Source organism: Protofrankia coriariae (assembly GCF_001017755.1).
Taxonomy (GTDB): domain Bacteria; phylum Actinomycetota; class Actinomycetes; order Frankiales; family Frankiaceae; genus Protofrankia; species Protofrankia coriariae.
This window is the reverse complement of the sequence record NZ_JWIO01000031.1, coordinates 1-19516: the sequence shown is the minus strand read 5'-3', so window position 1 is coordinate 19516 and position 19516 is coordinate 1. Positions and strand designations below refer to the sequence as shown.

16 protein-coding genes and 1 pseudogene are annotated in these 19516 nt (G+C 71.4%); 5 read left to right on the top strand and 12 right to left on the bottom strand.

The features are described from left to right. Positions 1-2062: 2062 nt before the first annotated feature. Positions 2063-3013, bottom strand: a complete 951-nt coding sequence (gene pheA / locus FrCorBMG51_RS17570) for a prephenate dehydratase (RefSeq protein ID WP_047224153.1) — start codon at positions 3011-3013, stop codon at positions 2063-2065. 443 nt (positions 3014-3456) lie between these two features. On the opposite strand from pheA, the gene larB reads away from it, so the two are divergent. Next, complete coding sequence (gene larB / locus FrCorBMG51_RS17565) at positions 3457-4446, top strand: nickel pincer cofactor biosynthesis protein LarB (protein ID WP_047224152.1); 990 nt, start codon at positions 3457-3459, stop codon at positions 4444-4446. A 242-nt stretch (positions 4447-4688) separates the two neighbouring features. Here the strand turns inward: larB and FrCorBMG51_RS17560 are convergent, their stop codons facing one another. Continuing rightward, a complete protein-coding gene (locus FrCorBMG51_RS17560) occupies positions 4689-5168 on the bottom strand; it encodes a ChaB family protein (protein WP_047224151.1) in 480 nt (159 codons plus the stop codon). Between the two features lie 231 nt (positions 5169-5399). After that, positions 5400-5612, bottom strand: a complete 213-nt coding sequence (locus tag FrCorBMG51_RS17555) for a hypothetical protein (protein ID WP_139342396.1) — start codon at positions 5610-5612, stop codon at positions 5400-5402. 1098 nt (positions 5613-6710) lie between these two features. Between FrCorBMG51_RS17555 and FrCorBMG51_RS17550 the strand changes: the two genes are divergently transcribed. Beyond that, positions 6711-7799, top strand: coding sequence for a glycosyltransferase family 9 protein (locus FrCorBMG51_RS17550; RefSeq protein ID WP_052914789.1), 1089 nt, complete (start codon positions 6711-6713; stop codon positions 7797-7799). Between the two features lie 396 nt (positions 7800-8195). Here FrCorBMG51_RS17550 and FrCorBMG51_RS17545 read toward each other — a convergent pair whose 3' ends face one another. Next, a complete protein-coding gene (locus FrCorBMG51_RS17545; protein ID WP_013871714.1) occupies positions 8196-8381 on the bottom strand; it encodes a DUF2795 domain-containing protein in 186 nt (61 codons plus the stop codon). 383 nt (positions 8382-8764) lie between these two features. Between FrCorBMG51_RS17545 and larC the strand changes: the two genes are divergently transcribed. Beyond that, entirely contained in the window at positions 8765-10534 is a 1770-nt protein-coding gene (gene larC, locus FrCorBMG51_RS17540) for a nickel pincer cofactor biosynthesis protein LarC (RefSeq protein WP_052914788.1), read from the top strand. Between the two features lie 215 nt (positions 10535-10749). Here the strand turns inward: larC and FrCorBMG51_RS17535 are convergent, their stop codons facing one another. Then, positions 10750-11046, bottom strand: a complete 297-nt coding sequence (locus tag FrCorBMG51_RS17535) for a hypothetical protein (RefSeq protein WP_047224148.1) — start codon at positions 11044-11046, stop codon at positions 10750-10752. Between the two features lie 21 nt (positions 11047-11067). Next, positions 11068-11556: a hypothetical protein gene (locus tag FrCorBMG51_RS17530; RefSeq protein ID WP_157180552.1), complete on the bottom strand. Its 489-nt coding sequence runs from the start codon at positions 11554-11556 to the stop codon at positions 11068-11070. Positions 11557-12463: 907 nt separating this feature from the next. Between FrCorBMG51_RS17530 and FrCorBMG51_RS28490 the strand changes: the two genes are divergently transcribed. Beyond that, positions 12464-13465 (top strand): MinD/ParA family ATP-binding protein, encoded by a 1002-nt coding sequence (locus FrCorBMG51_RS28490; RefSeq protein ID WP_139342397.1) that lies wholly within the window; start codon positions 12464-12466, stop codon positions 13463-13465. An 88-nt stretch (positions 13466-13553) separates the two neighbouring features. Here the strand turns inward: FrCorBMG51_RS28490 and FrCorBMG51_RS17520 are convergent, their stop codons facing one another. Together FrCorBMG51_RS17520 and FrCorBMG51_RS17515 are read right to left on the bottom strand one after the other, a co-directional pair. Next, a complete protein-coding gene (locus FrCorBMG51_RS17520; RefSeq protein WP_047224173.1) occupies positions 13554-14774 on the bottom strand; it encodes a geranylgeranyl reductase family protein in 1221 nt (406 codons plus the stop codon). A 176-nt stretch (positions 14775-14950) separates the two neighbouring features. After that, complete coding sequence (locus tag FrCorBMG51_RS17515; protein WP_076844294.1) at positions 14951-16006, bottom strand: DUF5926 family protein; 1056 nt, start codon at positions 16004-16006, stop codon at positions 14951-14953. Positions 16007-16291: 285 nt separating this feature from the next. Between FrCorBMG51_RS17515 and purQ the strand changes: the two genes are divergently transcribed. Then, positions 16292-17035, top strand: coding sequence for a phosphoribosylformylglycinamidine synthase subunit PurQ (gene purQ, locus FrCorBMG51_RS17510; RefSeq protein WP_047224146.1), 744 nt, complete (start codon positions 16292-16294; stop codon positions 17033-17035). A 70-nt stretch (positions 17036-17105) separates the two neighbouring features. Here the strand turns inward: purQ and FrCorBMG51_RS17505 are convergent, their stop codons facing one another. From FrCorBMG51_RS17505 to FrCorBMG51_RS31640, 4 genes and pseudogenes are all read right to left on the bottom strand, one after another. Further along, complete coding sequence (locus tag FrCorBMG51_RS17505) at positions 17106-17933, bottom strand: TIGR03620 family F420-dependent LLM class oxidoreductase (RefSeq protein ID WP_047224145.1); 828 nt, start codon at positions 17931-17933, stop codon at positions 17106-17108. 292 nt (positions 17934-18225) lie between these two features. Next, the gene (locus tag FrCorBMG51_RS17500; RefSeq protein WP_047224144.1) at positions 18226-18915 is read right to left on the bottom strand and encodes a hypothetical protein; all 690 of its coding nucleotides are present in this window, start codon (positions 18913-18915) and stop codon (positions 18226-18228) included. Positions 18916-18924: 9 nt separating this feature from the next. Beyond that, positions 18925-19107, bottom strand: a complete 183-nt coding sequence (locus FrCorBMG51_RS17495; protein ID WP_047224143.1) for a hypothetical protein — start codon at positions 19105-19107, stop codon at positions 18925-18927. A 196-nt stretch (positions 19108-19303) separates the two neighbouring features. Further along, positions 19304-19516, bottom strand: a pseudogene (locus FrCorBMG51_RS31640) (IS607 family element RNA-guided endonuclease TnpB); the annotation flags it as partial.

Here is a 19516-nt window from a genome sequence, read left to right as displayed (position 1 = left end):
GGCAGCCGCCGCTCCGGCAGCCTGTGTGCAGGCAGCCTGTGTGCCGGCAGCGTCCGCTCCGGCGACAGCCGCGTCCGGGCCGGCTGGCTGTCGCTGGCCTTCCCGCTGCCACCCCCGGACGTACGCGGCGAGTTCCCGGACCTCCCGGACCTCCCCGTGCGCCCGGGTCACCGCGAGCAACTGGTCGGCCCGGTTCGACGCCGACGCCACCGCGCGTCCCCAGGAGATCGAGATCGCCTCGGTGGCCAGCGCGCATACCCGGTCGAGCTCGAGGCGGCCCTGACGGGCCAGCGCCAACGCCAGATCAAGACGGATCACCGACCGGAACCCGGGCGCGTTCATCGCGTCCAGCCGCGGGATGGCGAGCTGCGCGTGTTCCTCGGCGGCGCGGGACCGTCCGAGCAGGCACAGCGCCGTGGTCGCGTTGTAGGCGACCTCGACCGGGTGAAAGGTGTCGAAACCCGGCCCCGGAGATCCCCACTGTTCCACGGGAATCATGTCGGCGAGCTCGTAGGCCAGGTCGAGCGCCCGCGCGGCGCCCCGGACGTCACCGAGCGCGGCCAGCGCGCGGGCTTCCTGGCAGACCAGCCGAGCCCGCACCGGGCCCGCGTTGACATACCGCAGCCCGTCCCGGGCGAGTCGCAGGGCCACGTCCGGACGACCGCCGTAGAACTCGGTGACCGCCCCGATCTCACGCGCGGACCCTCGCAACGGGCCGTCCCCGGCCCACTCTCCGGCCGCGAAACCAGCGGCGGCCAGGGCCCCCGCGACCTCGGGCTCACCCAGCTTGAAAGCGGCGTCGGCGTGCAGGACAGTGGCCCGGCCAGCGGCGATGCGCAGCCGGCGGGCATCCGAGGCGGTCAGTTGACGCTGGGCGAGCTGGTCCAGGTAGTGCCGCAGCCGGAGCGTCTCGGTGACCACCTGGGCGGGCGAGGTCTGCTCGTGGGTACCGAGCAGTTCGGCCAGCTGTCCCTCGGCATGGGCGATCGCGGCCTGCGCGGTCGTGCCGTGCACGTCAACGAGATCCGCGAGCGGCGTGTCAGGGAGGAGCGCGCCCACCATGGCGGCGCCGGCATACAGGTGGAACTGCCTGCGGTCGGACATCGGCGGGTCCGCGGCTGCCACCGGCTCGGGCAGCGGAGGCTGCCCGTCCGCGGGGGAGTCCCCGGAAAACCCGGCAGCCAGCTCGTCCGGCAGGCTCGTGTGGCCTGGCGGCGCCGGTACCGCGCGGGTATCCAAATGATCATCTGGAGGAGTGCGGGCCGCCGGGATCGCGACCGGCATGACCGGCGGGGTGGACGGAGCGAGCCGCGCGGTGTCCAGCACCGCTGGCCACGTGCCGGCCGGGCCGGCCGGCAGACCGGAAGCGGTGCGACCGGGCCCCTGCCGCGGCTCCTCGCGCGACGGCTCCTCCCGCGGCTGCCCTTCGTGCGGCTGCCCTTCACACGGCTGTTCGCGGGACTCCCCACTCGGCAGGAATTCCCGCCGGACCGGCTCCACCGATCCCGTTGGCCCGGTTGGCCCCGTTGGCCCAGGCTCCCGGGGCACTGGCAGGAACAGCTCGCCAGTATTGATCATGATTACCGCACTCCCTGGCCTCCCTGTCGGTGAGGCAACTCGTTCGCCCACCCGGGCGAACTCTCCTGGTAGCGAGAATGTAACTCAAGGTAACACAAAAAAGTGTCGAAGTGTCGCGACCCGACAGAGAAGCGGGAGAGAACACGCACGGACCACGGCACAAGCGATCATCATCCGGGCCAATCGGACGTCACAGACAGTAATCATTCTCGGTCCAGTCCGGCCCCGTCCCGTCCCGTCCCGGACAACCCACCATGATGATCCGGAGATGACGTGTCACTTCGGATCCACAGGCCACCAGGAAGCCGACCAAGCAACGCGAACCCGTCCCGCAACCGATCAAAAACGCGTGACCGAGCACTGTAGAAGCACTGTCGAATCATGCGAGTGAGGGAACAAACCGCTGCCACCGCAGCCATTTCCACCCTCGTTTTCCTGGTCAGGGCAGGGCGCGTGGTTGACCGGCCGTCATTCCTGGCGGGCCTCAGGATCCGTCGGTGCTTCGGGCACGGGTATCCCCGCGCAGACCGGACAGCCAGACCGCCGCCTCGTGGAAGGCATCGTCGGACGTGCTCGGCCGCACCACCCCGGCCCGTCCGTCCGCCCGCGAATAACTGCCCAGGAACCGGACCTCGGCGCAGACGCGGTGCAGGGCCGACAACGCCTCCCCGACCCGCGCCTCGGACACGTGCCCCTCGCAGTCGACCGAGAAGGAGTACCGGCCCAGCCCCGCGCCGGTCGGCCGGGACTCCAGCCGGGTCAGGTTGACCCCCCGGACGGCGAACTCGGTCAGTATCTCCAGCAGTGCGCCGGGATGGTCGTCCCGTTCGAACAACACCACCGTGGTGCGGTCGGACCCGGTGGGCGGCGGAGGCGGCGCCGGGCGGGTGACCAGCACGAACCGCGTCTGCGCCCCGTCGACGTCCTGGACGTCGTCGGCCAGCACCGACAGTCCGTAGCGGGGGGCGGCGAAGGCGCCGGCGAGCGCGGCGTCGACCTCCCCGGCCTGCACCCGGCGCGCCGCCTCGGAGTTGCTGAACGACGGTTCCCACCGCGCGTCGGGCAGGTTCTTGGCCAGCCACCGGCGGCACTGCGGCTGGGCGTGCGGATGGCTGGAAACCGTGCGAACCGCATCGATCACGGTCCCGGGCCGGGCCAGCAGAGCGAACCGGATCAGGAGCACGACCTCGGCGGTGACCTGGAGCAGATCACCGCTGGCCAGTTCGTCCAGAGTGGTCGACACCGAGCCCTCGACCGAGTTCTCGAACGGGACGAGCGCCCCGTCGGCGTCCCCCTGACGGACCGCGTCCAGCGCTGCCGCCACGTTCGGCAGCGGGTCGAGCTGGGCCCTGTCGGCGATCGGAAGGGTCATCAGCGCCGCTTCGGAGAACGTGCCGGGCGGCCCCAGATAGACCAGACGCGTCGTTGACGTCATACCGACGACCTTCCGGATGTCATGCCGACAGCCTTCCACTTGGACGGGGTGGGACCGCCGGGGCGGGCAGCGTCCCCGGGGCGGAGCCGGTCACCGGGGCAACGGACATCGCGGCAGCCCCGACCGTGCCCGGGAGAGGCCCGGCCGTACCCGGGAGGAGAAGAGCCCGGACGCGTCCCCAGCGGATCTCCCAACGGTACGGGGTCTCGGACACCGGATGAGCGGACACCCGGTATACGAGACCGGGCCCATCGCCAGCTCCGCGCGTCTCACCTCGACGATCCTACGATCCGGTGACGGATCGCATCCGCGGGCCCCGCTCCGCCGGCCCCCGACCGCCCCAGCGCCTGACCGCTCCAGCGGACCGGGCAGCGGCGGCATGGGCGAGCCGTCGGCGCGAGGAGGCGGCGGAGATCAGGCGGCGGACCCGTAGGGTCGGCGGTATGGATACGGAGGATGTGCGGCTCCTGCTGGACGCCGTGGCCTCCGGCACGGTCGGGCCGGACGACGCTCTGGCGCGCCTGGCCGCGGGCCCGCTCGGCGACGGCAGCGGCTGGACCGACCTCGGATACGCCCGTGTCGACACCCACCGCGGACTCCGCACCGGCGACCCGGAAGTCGTCTACGCCGCCGGCAAGACCCCGGCGCAGACGGTCGGCATCGTCGCCGAACTGCGGCGGACCGCTGGCCCCGGCCGTCCGACGCTGGTCACGCGGGCCGACGCCGCCACCGTCACGGCGCTGCGGGCGCGCTGGCCGAACGAGCTCACGACGTCCGCGCAGACACCGGCCGAGGCACCCGGCGGAGCTTTCGCCGCGCTCTCCGCCACGGCCGGCCACACCGCTGCTGCCACCACCGACCACACCGCCGGCCACACCAGCACCACCAACCACACCGCCGCCAATCACCCGGTCGGCCACGCCAGCCACTCAGTCTTCGCTGGTCATGCGGCCGGTATCTCGCAGACCGCGGCCACGGTTGCCATCGGTCCGCTGCCCGCGGCCCGCGGCCGGGTCGTCGTCGTCTGCGCCGGGACGTCGGACGCCCCGGTCGCCGCGGAGGCCGCGCTGACCGCCCGCGCGTCCGGGGTGGGCGTTGAGACGATCATGGACGTGGGGGTCGCCGGGCTGCATCGCGTCCTCGCCGTCCGTGACCGGCTGGCCGAGGCCGACTGCCTGATCGTCATCGCCGGCATGGAGGGAGCCCTGCCGAGTGTGATCGGCGGACTGGTCGGCACACCGGTCGTGGCCGTCCCGACCAGCATCGGTTACGGCGCGTCCTTCGGCGGGCTCACCGCACTGCTCGCCATGCTTACCTCATGCGCTCCCGGCATCGCCGTGTGCAACATAGACAACGGTTTCGGCGCGGGCATCTTCGCCGCCCGTGTCGCCCGCCGTTCGGCAGTGGCCAGCGCCCCCCAGCCACAGCCGTAGGCAGAAACCGTTGTCATGACGACCCTTTCCACCTACGGCTTCCGCGCCTGTAGGTGAAAAACGTTGTCATGACGACGGAAACCACCTACGGCTGACGGCTGGAATCCGTCGGAGGCCATCCATGGCTACGGCCGGCAGCCGTAGGACGTAGGTTGTAGGTGGAAAGCAGCTGTGCGTCGCCGGCGTTGACCGGCGACGCACAGCTGAAAACAATCACAAGAGGGCTGTTGTGACGGCTGTTCTTATCGGTGGCTTCGGTTGATGGCTCTGATGAGGTCGGCCTTGCGCATCGTCGAGCGGCCGGGGATGTCGAGCTCGCGGGCCACCTCGCGCAGGTGTCGCACCGGGGCGTTCTCGTCCACGGCCTCGATGGTCAGCCTGGTCCCGCCCGGGGCCGGGGGCCGCTTCGCCGTCCGATGGCCTGACGGGTGACCTCCTGGCGAGTGGCCTGACGAGCCGGTGTCCCTGCTCGAGGCCGAGGCATGCTTCACCGGCCGCTGGTCCGAAGGGCCGGCGTCGTGCTTCGGCTCCCAGTGGTTGCCGACCTTCTCGTGGGTGCGCCTGAGCGTGGCGAACGCCGTCCGGTGCGCCCGCACCCCCTCGCCGTAGGTCCCGACCGCGCTGTCATGGGTCTCCTTCCAGGTGCGCACCGCCTTGTCGTCGGATCGGGCAACCGTCGAGGGCACGTCCCGCCGCATCTCGTCGATGTTCTTTCCTGTCATGTCCGGTACCGGTCCTCACGTACTCCGTCTTGTTCGGGTTCACTGTCGTGTTCGGGTCCCTTGTTCGGGTTTGTTGTTCGGGTCTGTTGTTCGGGTCCCTGTTGTTCAGGTCCGCTGTCGGTTCGGATGGGTGTTTCGCCCGGATCGCTTCCGGGCTCTCCTGGGGTGTTCGGAACGGGCTCACGCGAGCCGGCGGGGTTCCGTCCGGGCCGCGTCGCGGCCGCGCGCCGGTCAGTGCTCTCGGCGGTGGGAATCCCGACGGGCGGGAATGCGGCGGCCACCGGCACTGCCGCGGCGCAGGCCGGTCCCCCGGTCGACCCGGCGCACCGCATCGCCGCCTTCGGCCCGGTGCCGTTCCTGGCTGATCCGGTCCCTGATCAGATCCAGCGCCCGGTCACGGTCGCCTTCGTCGAGTCCGTGCATGAGACTGTCGAAAACACTCAAGAGTTCTCCCCGGAGCGAAGATTGCGGAAAATGTCCCGATTTTTCTCGTTGCAAGAACTTCTTTGTCCGTCTCCTCTGTCCGTCTCCCTTCGGCTCGGCGATGGGCCGGCGATGGCCGGGGTGCGGTGTGTTCGGCGGTAGACCCGGGGTGCGCCGGGTTTCCCCACCCGGCGGCCGCGGGCGGGATTCGCGCGGTCCCGTGGGCCAGCGGGCGGCTCCGGTCTCGCGGGCGGCCCCGGTCCGCCGTGCCGGGAAGGGGCAGGCGGTGGCAGGCCGAGCCCGTGCGAGCCAGGCCTGGAGCGACGGTAGAACCGGGGGCCGCGCCGACGGCCATGTCGACAGGCCACATGTCGACAGGCCGCGTCGGCGAGCGGGCCAGTTGGCCGACAGCGTCCCCCGCGCCCGGCCCCCGCAGGGAAAGCGCCTCGGATGTATCCGTGGCCGGCCCCGTGACCGGTCAGCGCGACGGCCGGCGTCCCGGGGCGCGTCGCCGCCAGCGGGACCGAGCCCGACGATGTCCAGACCCGGCATCCAGACCCGGCGGAACAGGTGCACACTGGTTCCGCACCGCGCGAACATGCTCAGGGAGCCTTCCCCGGGCAACGCCGTCGAAAACCGCAACGTCGCCGAAAACCGTCACCGAAGACCGTTGTCGAAGACGGCGGGACCGGTGAAAGCCGCCGGCCGGGCAGCGGCCGCGGCAGCGGGCCGTCATACACCGCTCCCGCAGCCTCCCCCGTGGCCCCTTTCGACCGGTATACACGCAACCGAGGGGGATCCGACAAGAACAGAAAAAGCGAGGAGCCGAACGGAAGATGGCTTTCGCCCGGCTCCGGACGGGGTGGCATCCCAAAAGATCGACACTCTGAGTAATAATAGTTTCCCTCGCTATTCTCGGGGAAACTCCGGACGCATGGCCACGTCACCATGCGAACCACTTGCGACTCTGGGTAATAATCAGTGCGCTCCTGATCCTGGACACCCCGGACCGGTCCCCGCGGGGACGCTTCCCGATCGGGACGGGGCCGATCGGGACGGAGCCGATCGGGACGGAGCATCGTGCGTCCAACCATCCCCACCACTGGAGAACCCCTACCTGTGACCAGTCGTGACAGTGGTCGTTACCGGTTGTCCCGCTACCGCCCAGCCGGTGGCCGCGGCCCGGCCGGGACGGTCGTCGCGCTGCGTGCCCTCGGCCTCAGCGACCTGCTGACCGTCCTGCCCGCCCTGCGCGGCCTGCGCCGAGCCCGGCCGGACGCGCGAATCCTGCTTGCCACGCCACGCTGGCTGGAACCGGTGGCGCTGCTGTCCGGGGCGGTCGACGGTGTCGTGGACACACCAAAACTCGGCCCGGTGGCCGTTCAGCGGCCGGCACTGGCGGTGAACCTGCACGGCCGGGGACCGGCCTCGACGCAGGTGCTGCGCGCGACGGCGCCAGCGGAGCTGTGGGCCTTCGACCTGGCGGGCGGGGTGTCCTGGGATCGGGACGAACATCGAGCCGGCAACAGGCAGCACGCCCCGCGTGAACACCACCGCGACCCGCGGGAGCCGCAGGCCGGGGAGGAACGCGAGGTGGCGCGATGGTGCCGGCTGCTGGAGGCACACGGGGTCGCGTGCGATCCAAACGATCTTTCCTTGCCCCGGCCGACCATCCCCCCGGTCGTCGGTGGTGCGATAATCGTGCATCCAGGTGGCGCGCACCCGGTCCGTCGATGGCCGGCGCGGCTGTGGGCTCAGGTGGCGCGGGCACTCGCCACCAGCAGCCACCAGGTGGTCGTGACGGGCGGGCCGGAGGAGACAGAGCTGGCGCGGACGGTGGCGCGGGATGCCGGCCTGCCCCCGGCGGCAGTGCTCGCCGGATCGATCGACCTGCCCGAACTGTGCGCGCTGGTGGCCGCCGGGTCGCTGCTGCTCGCGGCCAACACCGGGATAGGCCACCTCGCGACCGCCTACGGGACGCCGTCCGTACTGCTGTTCGGACCGGTGTCACCGGCCCGGTGGGGACCACCGCCCGACCGCGGCCAACATGTCGCGCTGTGGTCCGGGGAGCGGGGAGCCGCGGACCGGAACGGTTCCGCCGCGACCGGCACCGAGCAGGGCCTCGCCTCGATAACGCCAGCGGACGTCCTGCGCGTGGTGGCCACGTTGCCCGGAGGGCATCCTCCAAGCCCACCCCCCAGCCCGTGAAGGACCGGATTCCACCGGACGTCTTCGGGGTTTCGGGGGTTGGGGACCCGCAGGTGCTGTTGGCCCGCCCTGCGAGTCGTCGACCGGCCCGGGATCTTCAGATCACGCGGATCGGCGCTCGGACGGCCGCCTGTGTCGAGTCAGCGCCCACCGGGCAACAACGCCCACCGGGCAATAATCTGAACGAGTAATCCGAACAAACGATCCGGAAAACTACCCGGCCGATATCCGGACGGGTCTGCCGCGTGTCCACTTCTCGGTCGTGCCGGTGTACCCGCCGGCGCTCACCGCCGGCTTTGCGATCTTTCGGGCGCGTGGGCATTCACCCCGGTGGCCCGGTATTCGCCGGTGGACGTCGGCCGGCTGGCCGGCAGCCCATGGCCACCAGGCCGACGCTCAATTCGCGCCGATCTCCCTGGAAATCGCGTTCGGGCCCTCGTACACACGGTCCGGGATCTTCTCCAGCAGTTGGATGACGCGTTGGTCGGCGCCATGTGACCGGGCGACGGAGAGGATCTTCTCCCGGTTCGCCGGATAGTCCACACCGCCGAGGAACTTCTGTACCTGGATGGGGTTCGTCATGGTGTCATCCCTCACCACGCTCGGCCGGTCAAAACCCGCTGTCGAAGATTTCCACGTGTTTCGGCCGCATCCGGTGCCGGGCACCGGACGGGCCACCAGGCGGGCCACCGGGTGCGCGCCCCGGACACGGGCGTGTCCAGGTGACGGTGCAGCGCGGCTACCGGCTGTGACCCACCGTCGTCGCATGCCGGCGGGACGGCTCTATCCTTCTTGCGTCATCCTTCACGTTCCATCATGTTCCTTCATGTTCCTTGCATCAGCCTTCTCGCCTCCCACCCGCCGTCCCGCCGTCCCGTCCGCGCTGTCCGCGCTGTCCGCTGATCATTCCGCGTGGCTCGAGCGTCCCGCTCGAACCCGACCCGCCGTTCGGGGCCGACCTGCTGATGACCGACGCCAGACCACCCTCCGCCCACCCCCGGTCCGCCCAGCCCGCCGGGCCGGATCCCGCCGCCGGGCAGGTACGGCTCGGATGGCTCGACCTGTCCAGTGGGGCGAGCGGGGACATGCTGCTCGGCGCCCTGATCGGCGCGCTCGCCGGGATGGGCCGGCCCACCGGGGTCATCGGCGAGGCCGTCGACGCGCTGGGGCTTCCCGTCCGGCTGGATGTCAGCAGCACGTCCAGGGCGGGACTGGCGGCCACTCGCGTCCATGTGATCACTGATAGTGATATCGCCGAAACCGGCGGGGGCGACGGGACCATCGCGGCCGCCCCCGTCGCCGGACCTGGCACGCATAAAGATCATCATGGGCATCGCCATCATCACGGCCCTGGCGGCGACGGCCGGCCCGGCGGGCAGGGAGACGGGCAGCCTCGCCGCACCTGGCCGGACGTCCGCCGGCTGCTGACCCGGGCACCACTGGCCGACACGGTCCGCGAACACGCGCTGGCCACCTTCGCCGCGCTGGCCGAAGCCGAGGCGGCCGTCCACGGCATCCCCGCCGACGAGGTGCACTTCCACGAGGTCGGGGCGCTCGACGCGCTCGCCGACGTGGTCGGCGCCTGCGCCGGGATCGCCGCGCTCGGCCTCGACCAGCTCGTCGTGTCCGCGGTGGCGCTCGGCGGTGGATCGGCCCGTACCGAGCACGGCGTCCTGCCGATACCCGGCCCGGCCGTGCTGGAGCTGCTGCGGGCCGCTGGGCTGCCCGGCCACGGCGGGCCGGTGGACGTGGAACTGTGCACGCCGACCGGGGCGGCGCTCGTGGCCGCCCATGCGGACGCGTCCGGCCCGCTCCCTCCGATGCGGGTGTGCGCGATCGGGGTCGGCGCCGGCCGACGCGACATCCCGGGCCGGCCCAACATCGTCCGACTGGTCGTGGGGTGTGCCCCGCGCCCAGGCCCGCTGATCTCGGTGCCGGCGACCGGCGGCCGCGCGTCCCTTCCCCACGCTCCTCTTGCCCGCGCCCCCCGGCTCCCCCACGCCTCCCAGGCGCCGGACAGCTTCGCGCCGGATGTCGCGGTGGACGCTCCCGTCCCGGATGCCGCCACGCTGGAGGCTCCCGGCGCGGGCGTTCCCGGCGCGGTCGACGAACTGCTCATCGAGACCAACGTCGACGATCTCGACCCACGCGCCTGGCCGGAGATCATGGCCGCGCTCCTGGCTGCGGGCGCCCGTGACGTCTGGCTGACGCCGATACTGATGAAGAAGGGCCGTCCGGCGCACACCCTGTCGGTGCTCGTCCGAGCCCCGCACGCCGACGCCGTCCGGCGGCTGGTCTTCCTGCACACCCCCACCCTCGGTCTGCGCGAGACAACGGTGCGCAAGCGGGCCCTGGACCGAGCCTTCCGCACCGTGGACGTGGGCGGCGAAACCATCGCCGTGAAGATCGGCATGCTTGCCGGCGGCCGGGCCGTCACCGCCCAGCCCGAATGGGACGACGTGCGGCGGGCCGCCATCCGGCTGGGGCAGCCGACCCGCCGGGTCCTGGCGGCGGCGGCCGCGGCCGCGCTGAACACCGACGGAGCGCCCCTTCCCACGGCCGGCCGCGACGGCGGCAGCGGCACCGACCTCAGGGATGACACCGCCACCACGGACAACGCCCACACCGCGAGCAACGTCCACATCATGAGCAACACCAACAGAACGGGTAAAACCGGCATGGCGGACGACGCCGGCACCGGTGACGACAGCACGCAGACCGGCATGCCATCCTGAGCCGCGTCCAGCGGGCATCGACCGGCGTGGACGATGGGAGATCGACCGGACGGGCTCCCACCGGGCGTGCCGCCGGCGTCCGGAGGTACCCGCGACCCAATCGGGCAACCGAACCGGCCGATATGTCAAGGTAGTGGGATTTGGACGTAGTGCACCGTGGACGCGAACCGATTGCAGGGGGAGTGACAGTCGATGTCACCGTCATCGTCCCGCTCCTACCCTCCGCCGGATCCGGTCGAGTCGGGCAACGAGACCTCGAACGGGACCTCATACACCAGGGAGACCTCGTACACCGTGCAGCCACGGCAGGAGCCCGGGCGACGGGCCGGCACTACCGGGGATCCGCAGTTGATGAACGGCCGCACGCCGCCGCGCACCGGTGTGAACGGCTCCCCCGGCACCGGGCCGGCCGGGCCGCCGCCGGTACCACCGCCACCGTCACCGTCACCGTCCCGGGCAACGCCGCCGCCCGTCGCGCCACCTGGCGGCGAACGCGGTTTCGACCCGCTCACCAGCGCGTGGCCGGAGGTGGCCTACCGGTCGTCCTCGTCCTGGCGCTCCCCCGGCCCGAGCAGACCGGCGTCGGACGGTGTACCCGGCGGTTTCGCCGTGGTGGACAGGTACACCGCGACGGACGACGTCGCTGCGGGCCCGAGCGCGGCCGGCGGCGGCACAGCGGGCAGGCCCCCGGCTGACAGGCCCGTGGTCGGCGGCACCGGGCCCCGGGATGCCGGTGGGGACGCTGCCGGCTCGTGGTCCCGGCCGTCCACCAATCCGCTGGTCGACCCGTGGGGGCCGCAGCTCGGCGGCGGTCCGCGGCCGGCGCCGCCGACGTCCCCCATCTCCGCGTCCACGCCGTCTGCCCCGTCCACGCCGTCCCCGATGTCCGCACGGTCGCTGTCCACACCGTCCACGCCGTCCGTGTCCACAGCGCCGTCCGCGTCCACGGTGTCCCTGCCGCCCTCGGGCCTACCGCCGTCGAGCGCACCCGGCGTGTCCGTGAGCGGGCTGACGCAGGACATCACCGGTACGGGTGCTGCCGGCGCCGGAACCCCGCCGGTCCCGAACGCACCGGCGCCGACCGCGGCAGCCTTGAACGCACCGGTCGCGAACGGCCGGCCCTGGCCCGAACCACCGACCTACGATCCGTTGTTCGACCAGGACACGTTCACCAGCGTGCCGCCCCCGTCCGCCGACCGTCGCACGCGCGCTGTCCCCTTCCGGCACGAGGAACGTCCCGGGGAGGCCCGGCGCCCTCCCGAGCCACCGGACGTCGGTCACAACCATGCCGCCCCGCTCCCCGGCCAGAACCACCCGGAGCAGGACCAACGAGGGCAGGAACAGGGGCCCCGGGGACGAGGGCAGCAGGACCGGGACCAGCCGCCGCACACGCCGGCGTCCACGCAGCACCCGGCGGCCGTAGCGCCACCGCCTCCAGCGGCCGAACCGCCGTCGGGACCGTCCACCGCGCCGTTCCCGACAGCGCCCGGTGGGGATCCGCTGTTCCCGGACGACGAGCGCCCGCGCGGCGGGCACCAGCCCGAGCCCGGCCTGCCGTTCCCCGGTCCGGCCGGAACGGCTTTCCCATACCCCGACAGTCCTTATCCGAGCACCGAGTATCCGGCGCCGGCCCCCGGCCCCCGGCCAGCGGCCAGCGGCCAGCAGAACAGCCGACGGCCATCCGACAACAATTTTCACGTTACTGGCGGCTCCGCGGGGAGAAACAGCCAGCGGCCGCCCGACAACGACTTCCAGGTGACCGGAGTCCCCGCGGAGCGGAACAACCGAGAGAGCCCCGACAGCGATTCACGCGCACCGGGTCCGGAGTTCGGTCCGACTGCCACCGGAAATCCTGGAAGTTCCGGAAATCTCAGAGAATCCGGAGAACCGAAACGGCCGGCAACGGACGACGGTACGTCCGGCCGGCTCATGACCAGTGCGCTGCTGCCGGCCCGGCCGGCTGTCCCCACCCGGGGCTGGCGCAGAATTCTCTTCAAGGTTTCCGGCGGAAGAGTCAACCCGGGGCCCTCCGCCGACGAGGCCCGCCACCGCCTGCTGGTAGAGCACATCGGCACGCCCCTGAACGACTGCCACCGGATCGCGGTCATGTCCCTGAAGGGCGGCGTCGGCAAGACGACCACCACGGTGGGGCTGGGCTCGACCCTGGCCAGCCTGCGCGGAGACCGGATCGTGGCGATCGACGCGAATCCCGACCGCGGGACGCTCGGGGCCAAGGTGCCGCGGACATCCGAGAACACCGTCCGGGACCTGCTCGACAATGCCGACTCGGTGAGCCGTTACGTGGACGTGCGCAGGTATCTGTCGCAGGCCGCCAGCCGGTTGGAGGTACTCGCCTCCGCCAACGCCCCGGAGCTGTCCCAGGCGTTCACGGACACCGACTACATCGCCGTCGACGGCATTCTGGAACGCTACCACTCGATCCTGCTGACCGACTGTGGCACCGGAATGCTGCACAGCGCCATGCCCGCCATCCTGGGACTCGCCGACACGCTGGTGATCGTGAGCAGTTCCAGCGCGGACGGCGGTGCCTCCGCCAGCGCCACCCTGGACTGGTTGGACGCGCACGGGTACACCGCGCAGGTGAAGAACGCGGTGACGGTCATCTCGACTTTCCCGGTGAACCGGGAGTCGGTCGATCTGGACGCACTCGAACAGCATTTCGCCGCCCGCACTCGCCGAGTCGTCCGGGTACCTTACGACCCGCACCTGGCGGTCGGCGGAAACATCATTCTGGAGGAGATGCGGAAAGCGACCAGGAAGGCTTTTCTGGAAATCGCCGGCGCGGTCGCCGAACGATTCGGGCTGGAAAGCCGAAAACCGCCCGGCCAGGCTCCCGGGGCTCCCGCTGCTTCCAGGATTCCCGCCCGACCGCTGGAACCGGTCGAGGAGGTCCGGCAGCAGATCCGGTAGGGACCGGCCAGCCCGCGGCGCCGGTCGGATGGCGGCCGGCCCGCACGCTTCCGGCAGGCCGCGGCCTGCCCGAGCGTGTCCGGTGCGCTCAGCGGGTGATGGCCGCCGTCAGCGTGCGGACACCGGGCCGGCGCAACTGGTTGGCCACCGTGGTCTGGCCAGCCACGATCCGTCCGAACAGGCCGAAGCCACCCGGGACGGCGGCCAGGAACGTGTACAGCAGGCCGGGATGGCGGACGAAGACCGCCTGCACCTCACGACCGGCGTCCATCTCGGGGCCGAGGACCGCCTCCACCTGGCGGGGGTAGTCGTCCAGCGCGCGCGGCTCGCCGGCGGCGACCCGCGCGGCCGCCTCCCCGGCCAGCCGTCCCGAACGCAGCGCGAAAGAGATCCCCTCCCTCGTCCACGGGTCGAGCAGGCCGGCCGCGTCCCCGGCGACCAGCACCCGGCCGCGGCGCAGCGGCGAGCCCGCGGCCCGCACCCGCGTGAGATGCCCGGAGTCGTGCAGCGGCGTCACGCCGTCCAGGCCGAGCCTGCGCACCATGTCGGCGTAGTAGGAGCGCAGGGCGCCGCCGTCGTCCCGTGAGCCGATCACACCGACGGTGAGGATCTCGCCCTTCGGGAACAGCCAGGCGTACGAGCCGGGCACCGGGCCCAGGTCGATCAGCATCCGGCCGGCCCAGCGACGCGCCATGGCGGCGTCGACCGGGAACTCGCCCTCCAGGCCGACGTCGACCTGGTCGAGACGGACCCCGACGTAGGCACCGACCCGCCCGGACGTGCCGTCAGCGCCGACGACGACCCGCGCGACGACGTCCGGGCCACCGCGCACCGCCACCACCACATGATCGTCTATGGCATGATCGTCTATGGCGTGACTGTCCGTGATGTGACCATCCGCGACGCGGCCGGCCGCGATGTCACGGCCGGCGCCGGCGTCGTGTTCACGTATTCCCGTGACGTGGGTGCCGGTCCGGATGACCGCCCCGGCGGCGCGGGCCGACTCGACCAGCGCCTGGTCGAACTCCGCGCGCATCACCATGGACAGCATCGGCCGGCCCGGCCGCCGGCGGGTGCGCGTCAGCCGACCGTCGATGGCGATCGTGAGCTGGTCGACACTCGCGCGGGTCAGCCGCGACGGATCGACACCGGCATGATCGACCGACAGGCCGACCAGGCCGCCGCCGCAGGTCTTGTACCTGGGCAACTCGGCGCGTTCGAGCAGGCACACGGTGGCGCCGGCCCGGGCCGCCGCGCGGGCCGCGCTGGCCCCCGCCGGACCGGCGCCGACGACGACCACGTCGAACATGCCACCGACCGGCTCCGACCGATCGGTGGCGGTGGCGGTGGCGGTGCGATCATGATCGTCCCGTGACGCTGGCGGCCGGGCCCCATCAGCCACCGGCCGGTCAGGTGGGTCGGACGCACTGGGCGCGCCGGAGGCGCCTGGCGCGCCGGGCAGGTCGTCGGGCGGGCTGGGTGGCATCAGCGCAGGGTGAGGGTCCGGCCGACCACACCGGCGCGTACCCGGCGTTCCAGCGGGGTGAGCGGGGTGCGGTTGGCAATCGCGTTTTCCAGTTGGTCACGCAGCGTCGCGGCAGCTTCCTCGCAGCTCGCCGCGTCGGCGTCCGGCGCCAGATCCCACACCGGAACGACCAGGCCGTCCACCCGAAGCGAACCGACAAAACGGGATCCGTCGCCCACGGTAAGACTGTTGGCCGCCGCGAGCCGGGTGAGGGCGTCCAGCAGTGGCTCCTCGTCGTACGGCTGGACCCAGCGCAGATGTGCCCGCTCCCCCGGACGGCACCAGTAGGCCGCGTCCACCGAGGTCAGCCGGGCTGTCGGGACCACGGCTGCGTTCGCCCGCTCCAGCAGGGCCACGACCTGCGGATCCGGGCTGCCACCGTCCTCCGACGGCGGGAGCCACCAGGTGAACCCGGAGTGGACGGTGATGTCCAACGGCGCGGGATCCAGCAGGTCCGCCAGGGTCGGAGCGGCCCGGCTGCCGTCCCCACGCGCGCTTCCCGCCGCGGCGGGCCGCGGGATGACGGGCGTGCCGGGATCGGCGTCAAGAGCTTCGAGCAACGCCCGGGCGATATCCGCGCCCGCGTCGTCGCTGGCGATACCGGTCTGCATCGCCAGCAGGATCTCACCGTTGTCCCGGACAAGCGCGGGCACGGCCTGCGGCAGCATCGTGCCGAGCATGATGGAACGGCCGGCGTGCTCAGGGTGCTCCTGAAGGTGACCGGCGGCCAGCGTCAGCGGGGCGGTCGCGCTGGGCACCAGCTCACGCAGAGCCACCAGATCCGGCTCGTCGACCCGGCCGGCGAAGGGCCGCAGAACGGGTGCGGGCCGCCGCCGCACACCGTGGCACGCCTTGTAGCGGCGCCCCGACCCGCACGGGCACGGGGACCGCGGCCCAACGGCCGGGAACTCCCCCGGCTCCGGCCAGGCGGCGGCCGATCCCGCACCGGTCCCGAACGCCGCGCCACCGGCGGGCAGGCCGATGGTGGCGGCACCGGACGCGGCGGACGACGGCACAGGGACACGGACGGTCTGTCGGCGGGCGATCGCGTACTCCTCGGGTTCGGCGGGGCGGCGCCCTGACGGCGGGTACGGGCCAAGGCTAGTACCCGCGTCCGACGCTCCCGGGCATCGGCACGAAGCGCCGGCAGCCCGAACGGGACAGGCCGGGCCGGACCGGGACGGCCACGCGGTGGGCGGTTCTCGAGGGAGCGGCAGCGATCATAAAACGGCCAGGTGGTCACCGATAGGCTCGGGGCGGCAGAGCGTTGGGAAGCGACGGCGCGGCGAGAGAGAGGCTGCATGAGCATCGACCAGCACGAGCTCTTCGGCGACGCAGCGGCGGTCACCCGGCGGATTGGAGTGGTGACGTTCCCGGGTTCGCTCGACGACCGGGACGCCGCCCGCGCGGTCCGTCTCGGCGGCGGCGAGGCCGTCCCGCTCTGGCACGGCGACACCGACCTGTCCGGGCTGGACGCGGTCGTCCTGCCCGGCGGGTTCTCCTACGGCGACTATCTTCGCGCCGGTGCGATCGCGCGCTTCTCCCCGATCATCGGCGCGGTCGTGGACGCGGCCCGCGACGGGCTGCCCGTCCTCGGCATCTGCAACGGATTCCAGGTGCTGTGCGAAGCCGGGCTGCTGCCCGGGGCGCTCACCCGCAACGCCGGCCTGCACTTCGTCTGCCGGGACCAGTCGCTGCGGGTGGAGAACACCGCCACCGTGTGGACGTCGGACTACACCGCCGGCGACGAGGTGGTTATCCCCGTCAAGCACGGCGAGGGCCGCTACGTGGCCAGCCCGGAGACACTCGCCGAGCTCGAGGGCGAGGGCCGGATCGTCGTCCGCTATCTCGGCGGGAACCCGAACGGCTCGGTCGCCGACATAGCCGGCATCTGTAACGCGCAGCGCACGGTCGTCGGGCTGATGCCACATCCCGAACACGCCGTCGAACTCCTGACCGGCCCCGGCTCGGACGGCCTGGCCATGTTCCGCTCGGTTCTCTCCCACCGGCCCCTCCTGCACCAGCCCGCCGCGGCGACCGACTGACCGGCCGGCGGCCAGGCCGGAGCCGGTCAGACCAGCCGGGCCGAGACAGCCGGGCCAGGGTGGCAACGCGTCAGGTGAGCAACGCCTCGGCAAACCGGCGGAGCCAGACCTCGAACGGATCGTTGCCGGCGGTTATGCGCAGGACGACCTGGTCGGCACCGGCGGCGTGGTATTCACGGACGCGGGTGACGATCGTGTCAAGGCTCCCCCACGCGGTCACCGCGTCGACGAGCCTGTCGTCGACGTCCGCGATCTGTTCCTCCGTGAATCCCTGCCGGAGGAAGTTGCGCCGGTAGCCGGGAACGGTGCCGAGGAACCGCAGCGGTTCGGCGGCCGCGGCCCGTGCGGCGGTGGGATCCGTCTCGGGCACGACCGACAGCAGCACCGCCAGCGCCGAGTCCGCGCCGAGCGTCGCCCGCGCCCCCTCGACGTACTCCGGGGTGACCAGGAAGGGGTAGGCACCCGCGGCACGGTCGCGGGCGAGGGCGAGGACCGCCGGGCCGAGCGCGGCAAGCACTCGTGCGGCCGCGGGTACCACCGGGGCTTCGGTGTCGAGGTCGTCGAGGTAGGAATTGAGCGTTTGCAGCGGCCGGGCACCGTGTGCGCCACCGAGGCCGACGACGAACCTGCCGGGCGATGATTTCTCGAGGTCCGCATGTGCCTGCGCCACCTCGCGCGCCGGCACCACGTCCACCGAGAGAATGCCGCTGGCCACCTGAATATGCTCCGTCGCGCGCACGACGCGGCCGATGACAGGCAGGTTGTTGCCCTGGCCGCCAGGCAGCCACAACGTCGAGTAGCCGAGGGCTTCCGCCTCCCGCGCGATGTCGATCTCGGCGTCGGGATGATCCGCCGAAAGTCCAGAAGCCGCGATACCAACAGGTCCAAGAGTCACCATAGCCCGCACAACCCCTCGGCCGGACGTTCCTGTTCCGCCTTCACCAGGCCCTTCAGCGGATCCTTTTCAAGATCTTTTCGTCAGGCTACACCGATAACGAGATCAAGGACGCCTGAGCCGGAGCAAACGCCTGCAGCGCTCGGCCGCCCACCGGACGACACCGGAGGTTCCAACAGGAAACGAATATGTCCATTTTATCCGCTGTCCCACCCGACCCCACTTGGACACCGCGGGCTGGGACCTCGATGATCGGACACCAGTTGGGACTTCGACGTGCCTGCCCTGTCGGCGGTCACCAACGGGTCAGCTTCTCGTCGTCTCCTCGAAGTGCATCGCCACCAGGAGTGACTACATAGCCGTTCTCTTCCAGGACCCGGATCGCATCTTCCGGGGCATCGCGGACCAGCGCCGCGATCTGGCGATGACGCCAGCGGACGCGGCCGGCCGAGATGGCGGCGCGCCAGCCCGGTTGTGCGTCGACCCCGCACTCACAGATCAGGAACTCGATGAAGTCCTCCAGGCACGGCCGCATCCGCGCTCCTCCGACCGGCAGATGCAGCGACGACAGGCTGCGAGGTGCCTTGACACCTGTGTCTGCGAGGAACGCGCTGAAAGCACCTCGCTCGGCGTGGAGCTGCCAGTGTGCGCTGGGCGAGCGATACGAGTCCTTGACGAAGTCAAGCCGGATCAGCGGCTCCCTGTGAAGATCGGATGTGAGGACGAACCGGGAGGACTGAATCGCCAGATAGCGGCCCTGATGGTCGACCTCGCAATGGAAGGAGATCCGTAACGAGCCGAGGACCCTCTGATTCGCATAGAGCTGGACGAGCTCCGGCTCCAGGTCGGCCCCTGCTGGCCGTATCACGAACCGTGTTCCCTGTTCGACGGCCTTCACCACATGGTTACCGGGCAGTGTGGCTTCCAGGAGCTCCTGCACCTCGGCGGCGAACTCGCAAGCCTTCGCCGACAGGAACGTGCTCATAGGGTTACATCATGCACCAAGCAGAAAGTCGATCTCCTCCAGCTCGATTACGGTCGCGAACTCGTCGCCCGCGAGGTCGTAGGCGTCACGCCGCGCGCGAAGCTCCTCGGCGGTGAGGCCGATCCGCTCCAGGATCACACGCCGACGCTCCTCCAGCTCCTCCCTGGTGGGCCTGATCACGTTCGACCGCATGGCACCCTCCTCCTGGCTTACAGCCAAAGTAAGCCACACAGGTCCGACGTTTTCGCGCAACCTTGAAAAGAGAGATCCTTCCAGCCACATGTTGCCGCTCCTCACTGGCCTTCAGAGGATTCGGCGATCGGGACGACCCGCTGCCGGCAGAGCCGCTGTCCTCCTTCCGTTGCGCGAGAGCGCTGGATAGCGCCGCTCATGCCGCCTCACCGTTCGGTGAGGCACTCCCGGTCTGACCCGCTCGCGCGGTGCCGGGTTCCCGCTTCACGGGCACCTGCCGCGCGAGCGCGGTCTTACGGTCGCCTCCACGGGCGTTTTGCGTCTCCGATGTACTGGCGGCGACGAGTTGACGCAGGTTGATCGCGGCGTTGTGGTCGCGGTCGGCTACTAGGGCGTGTATCGAAAGCGC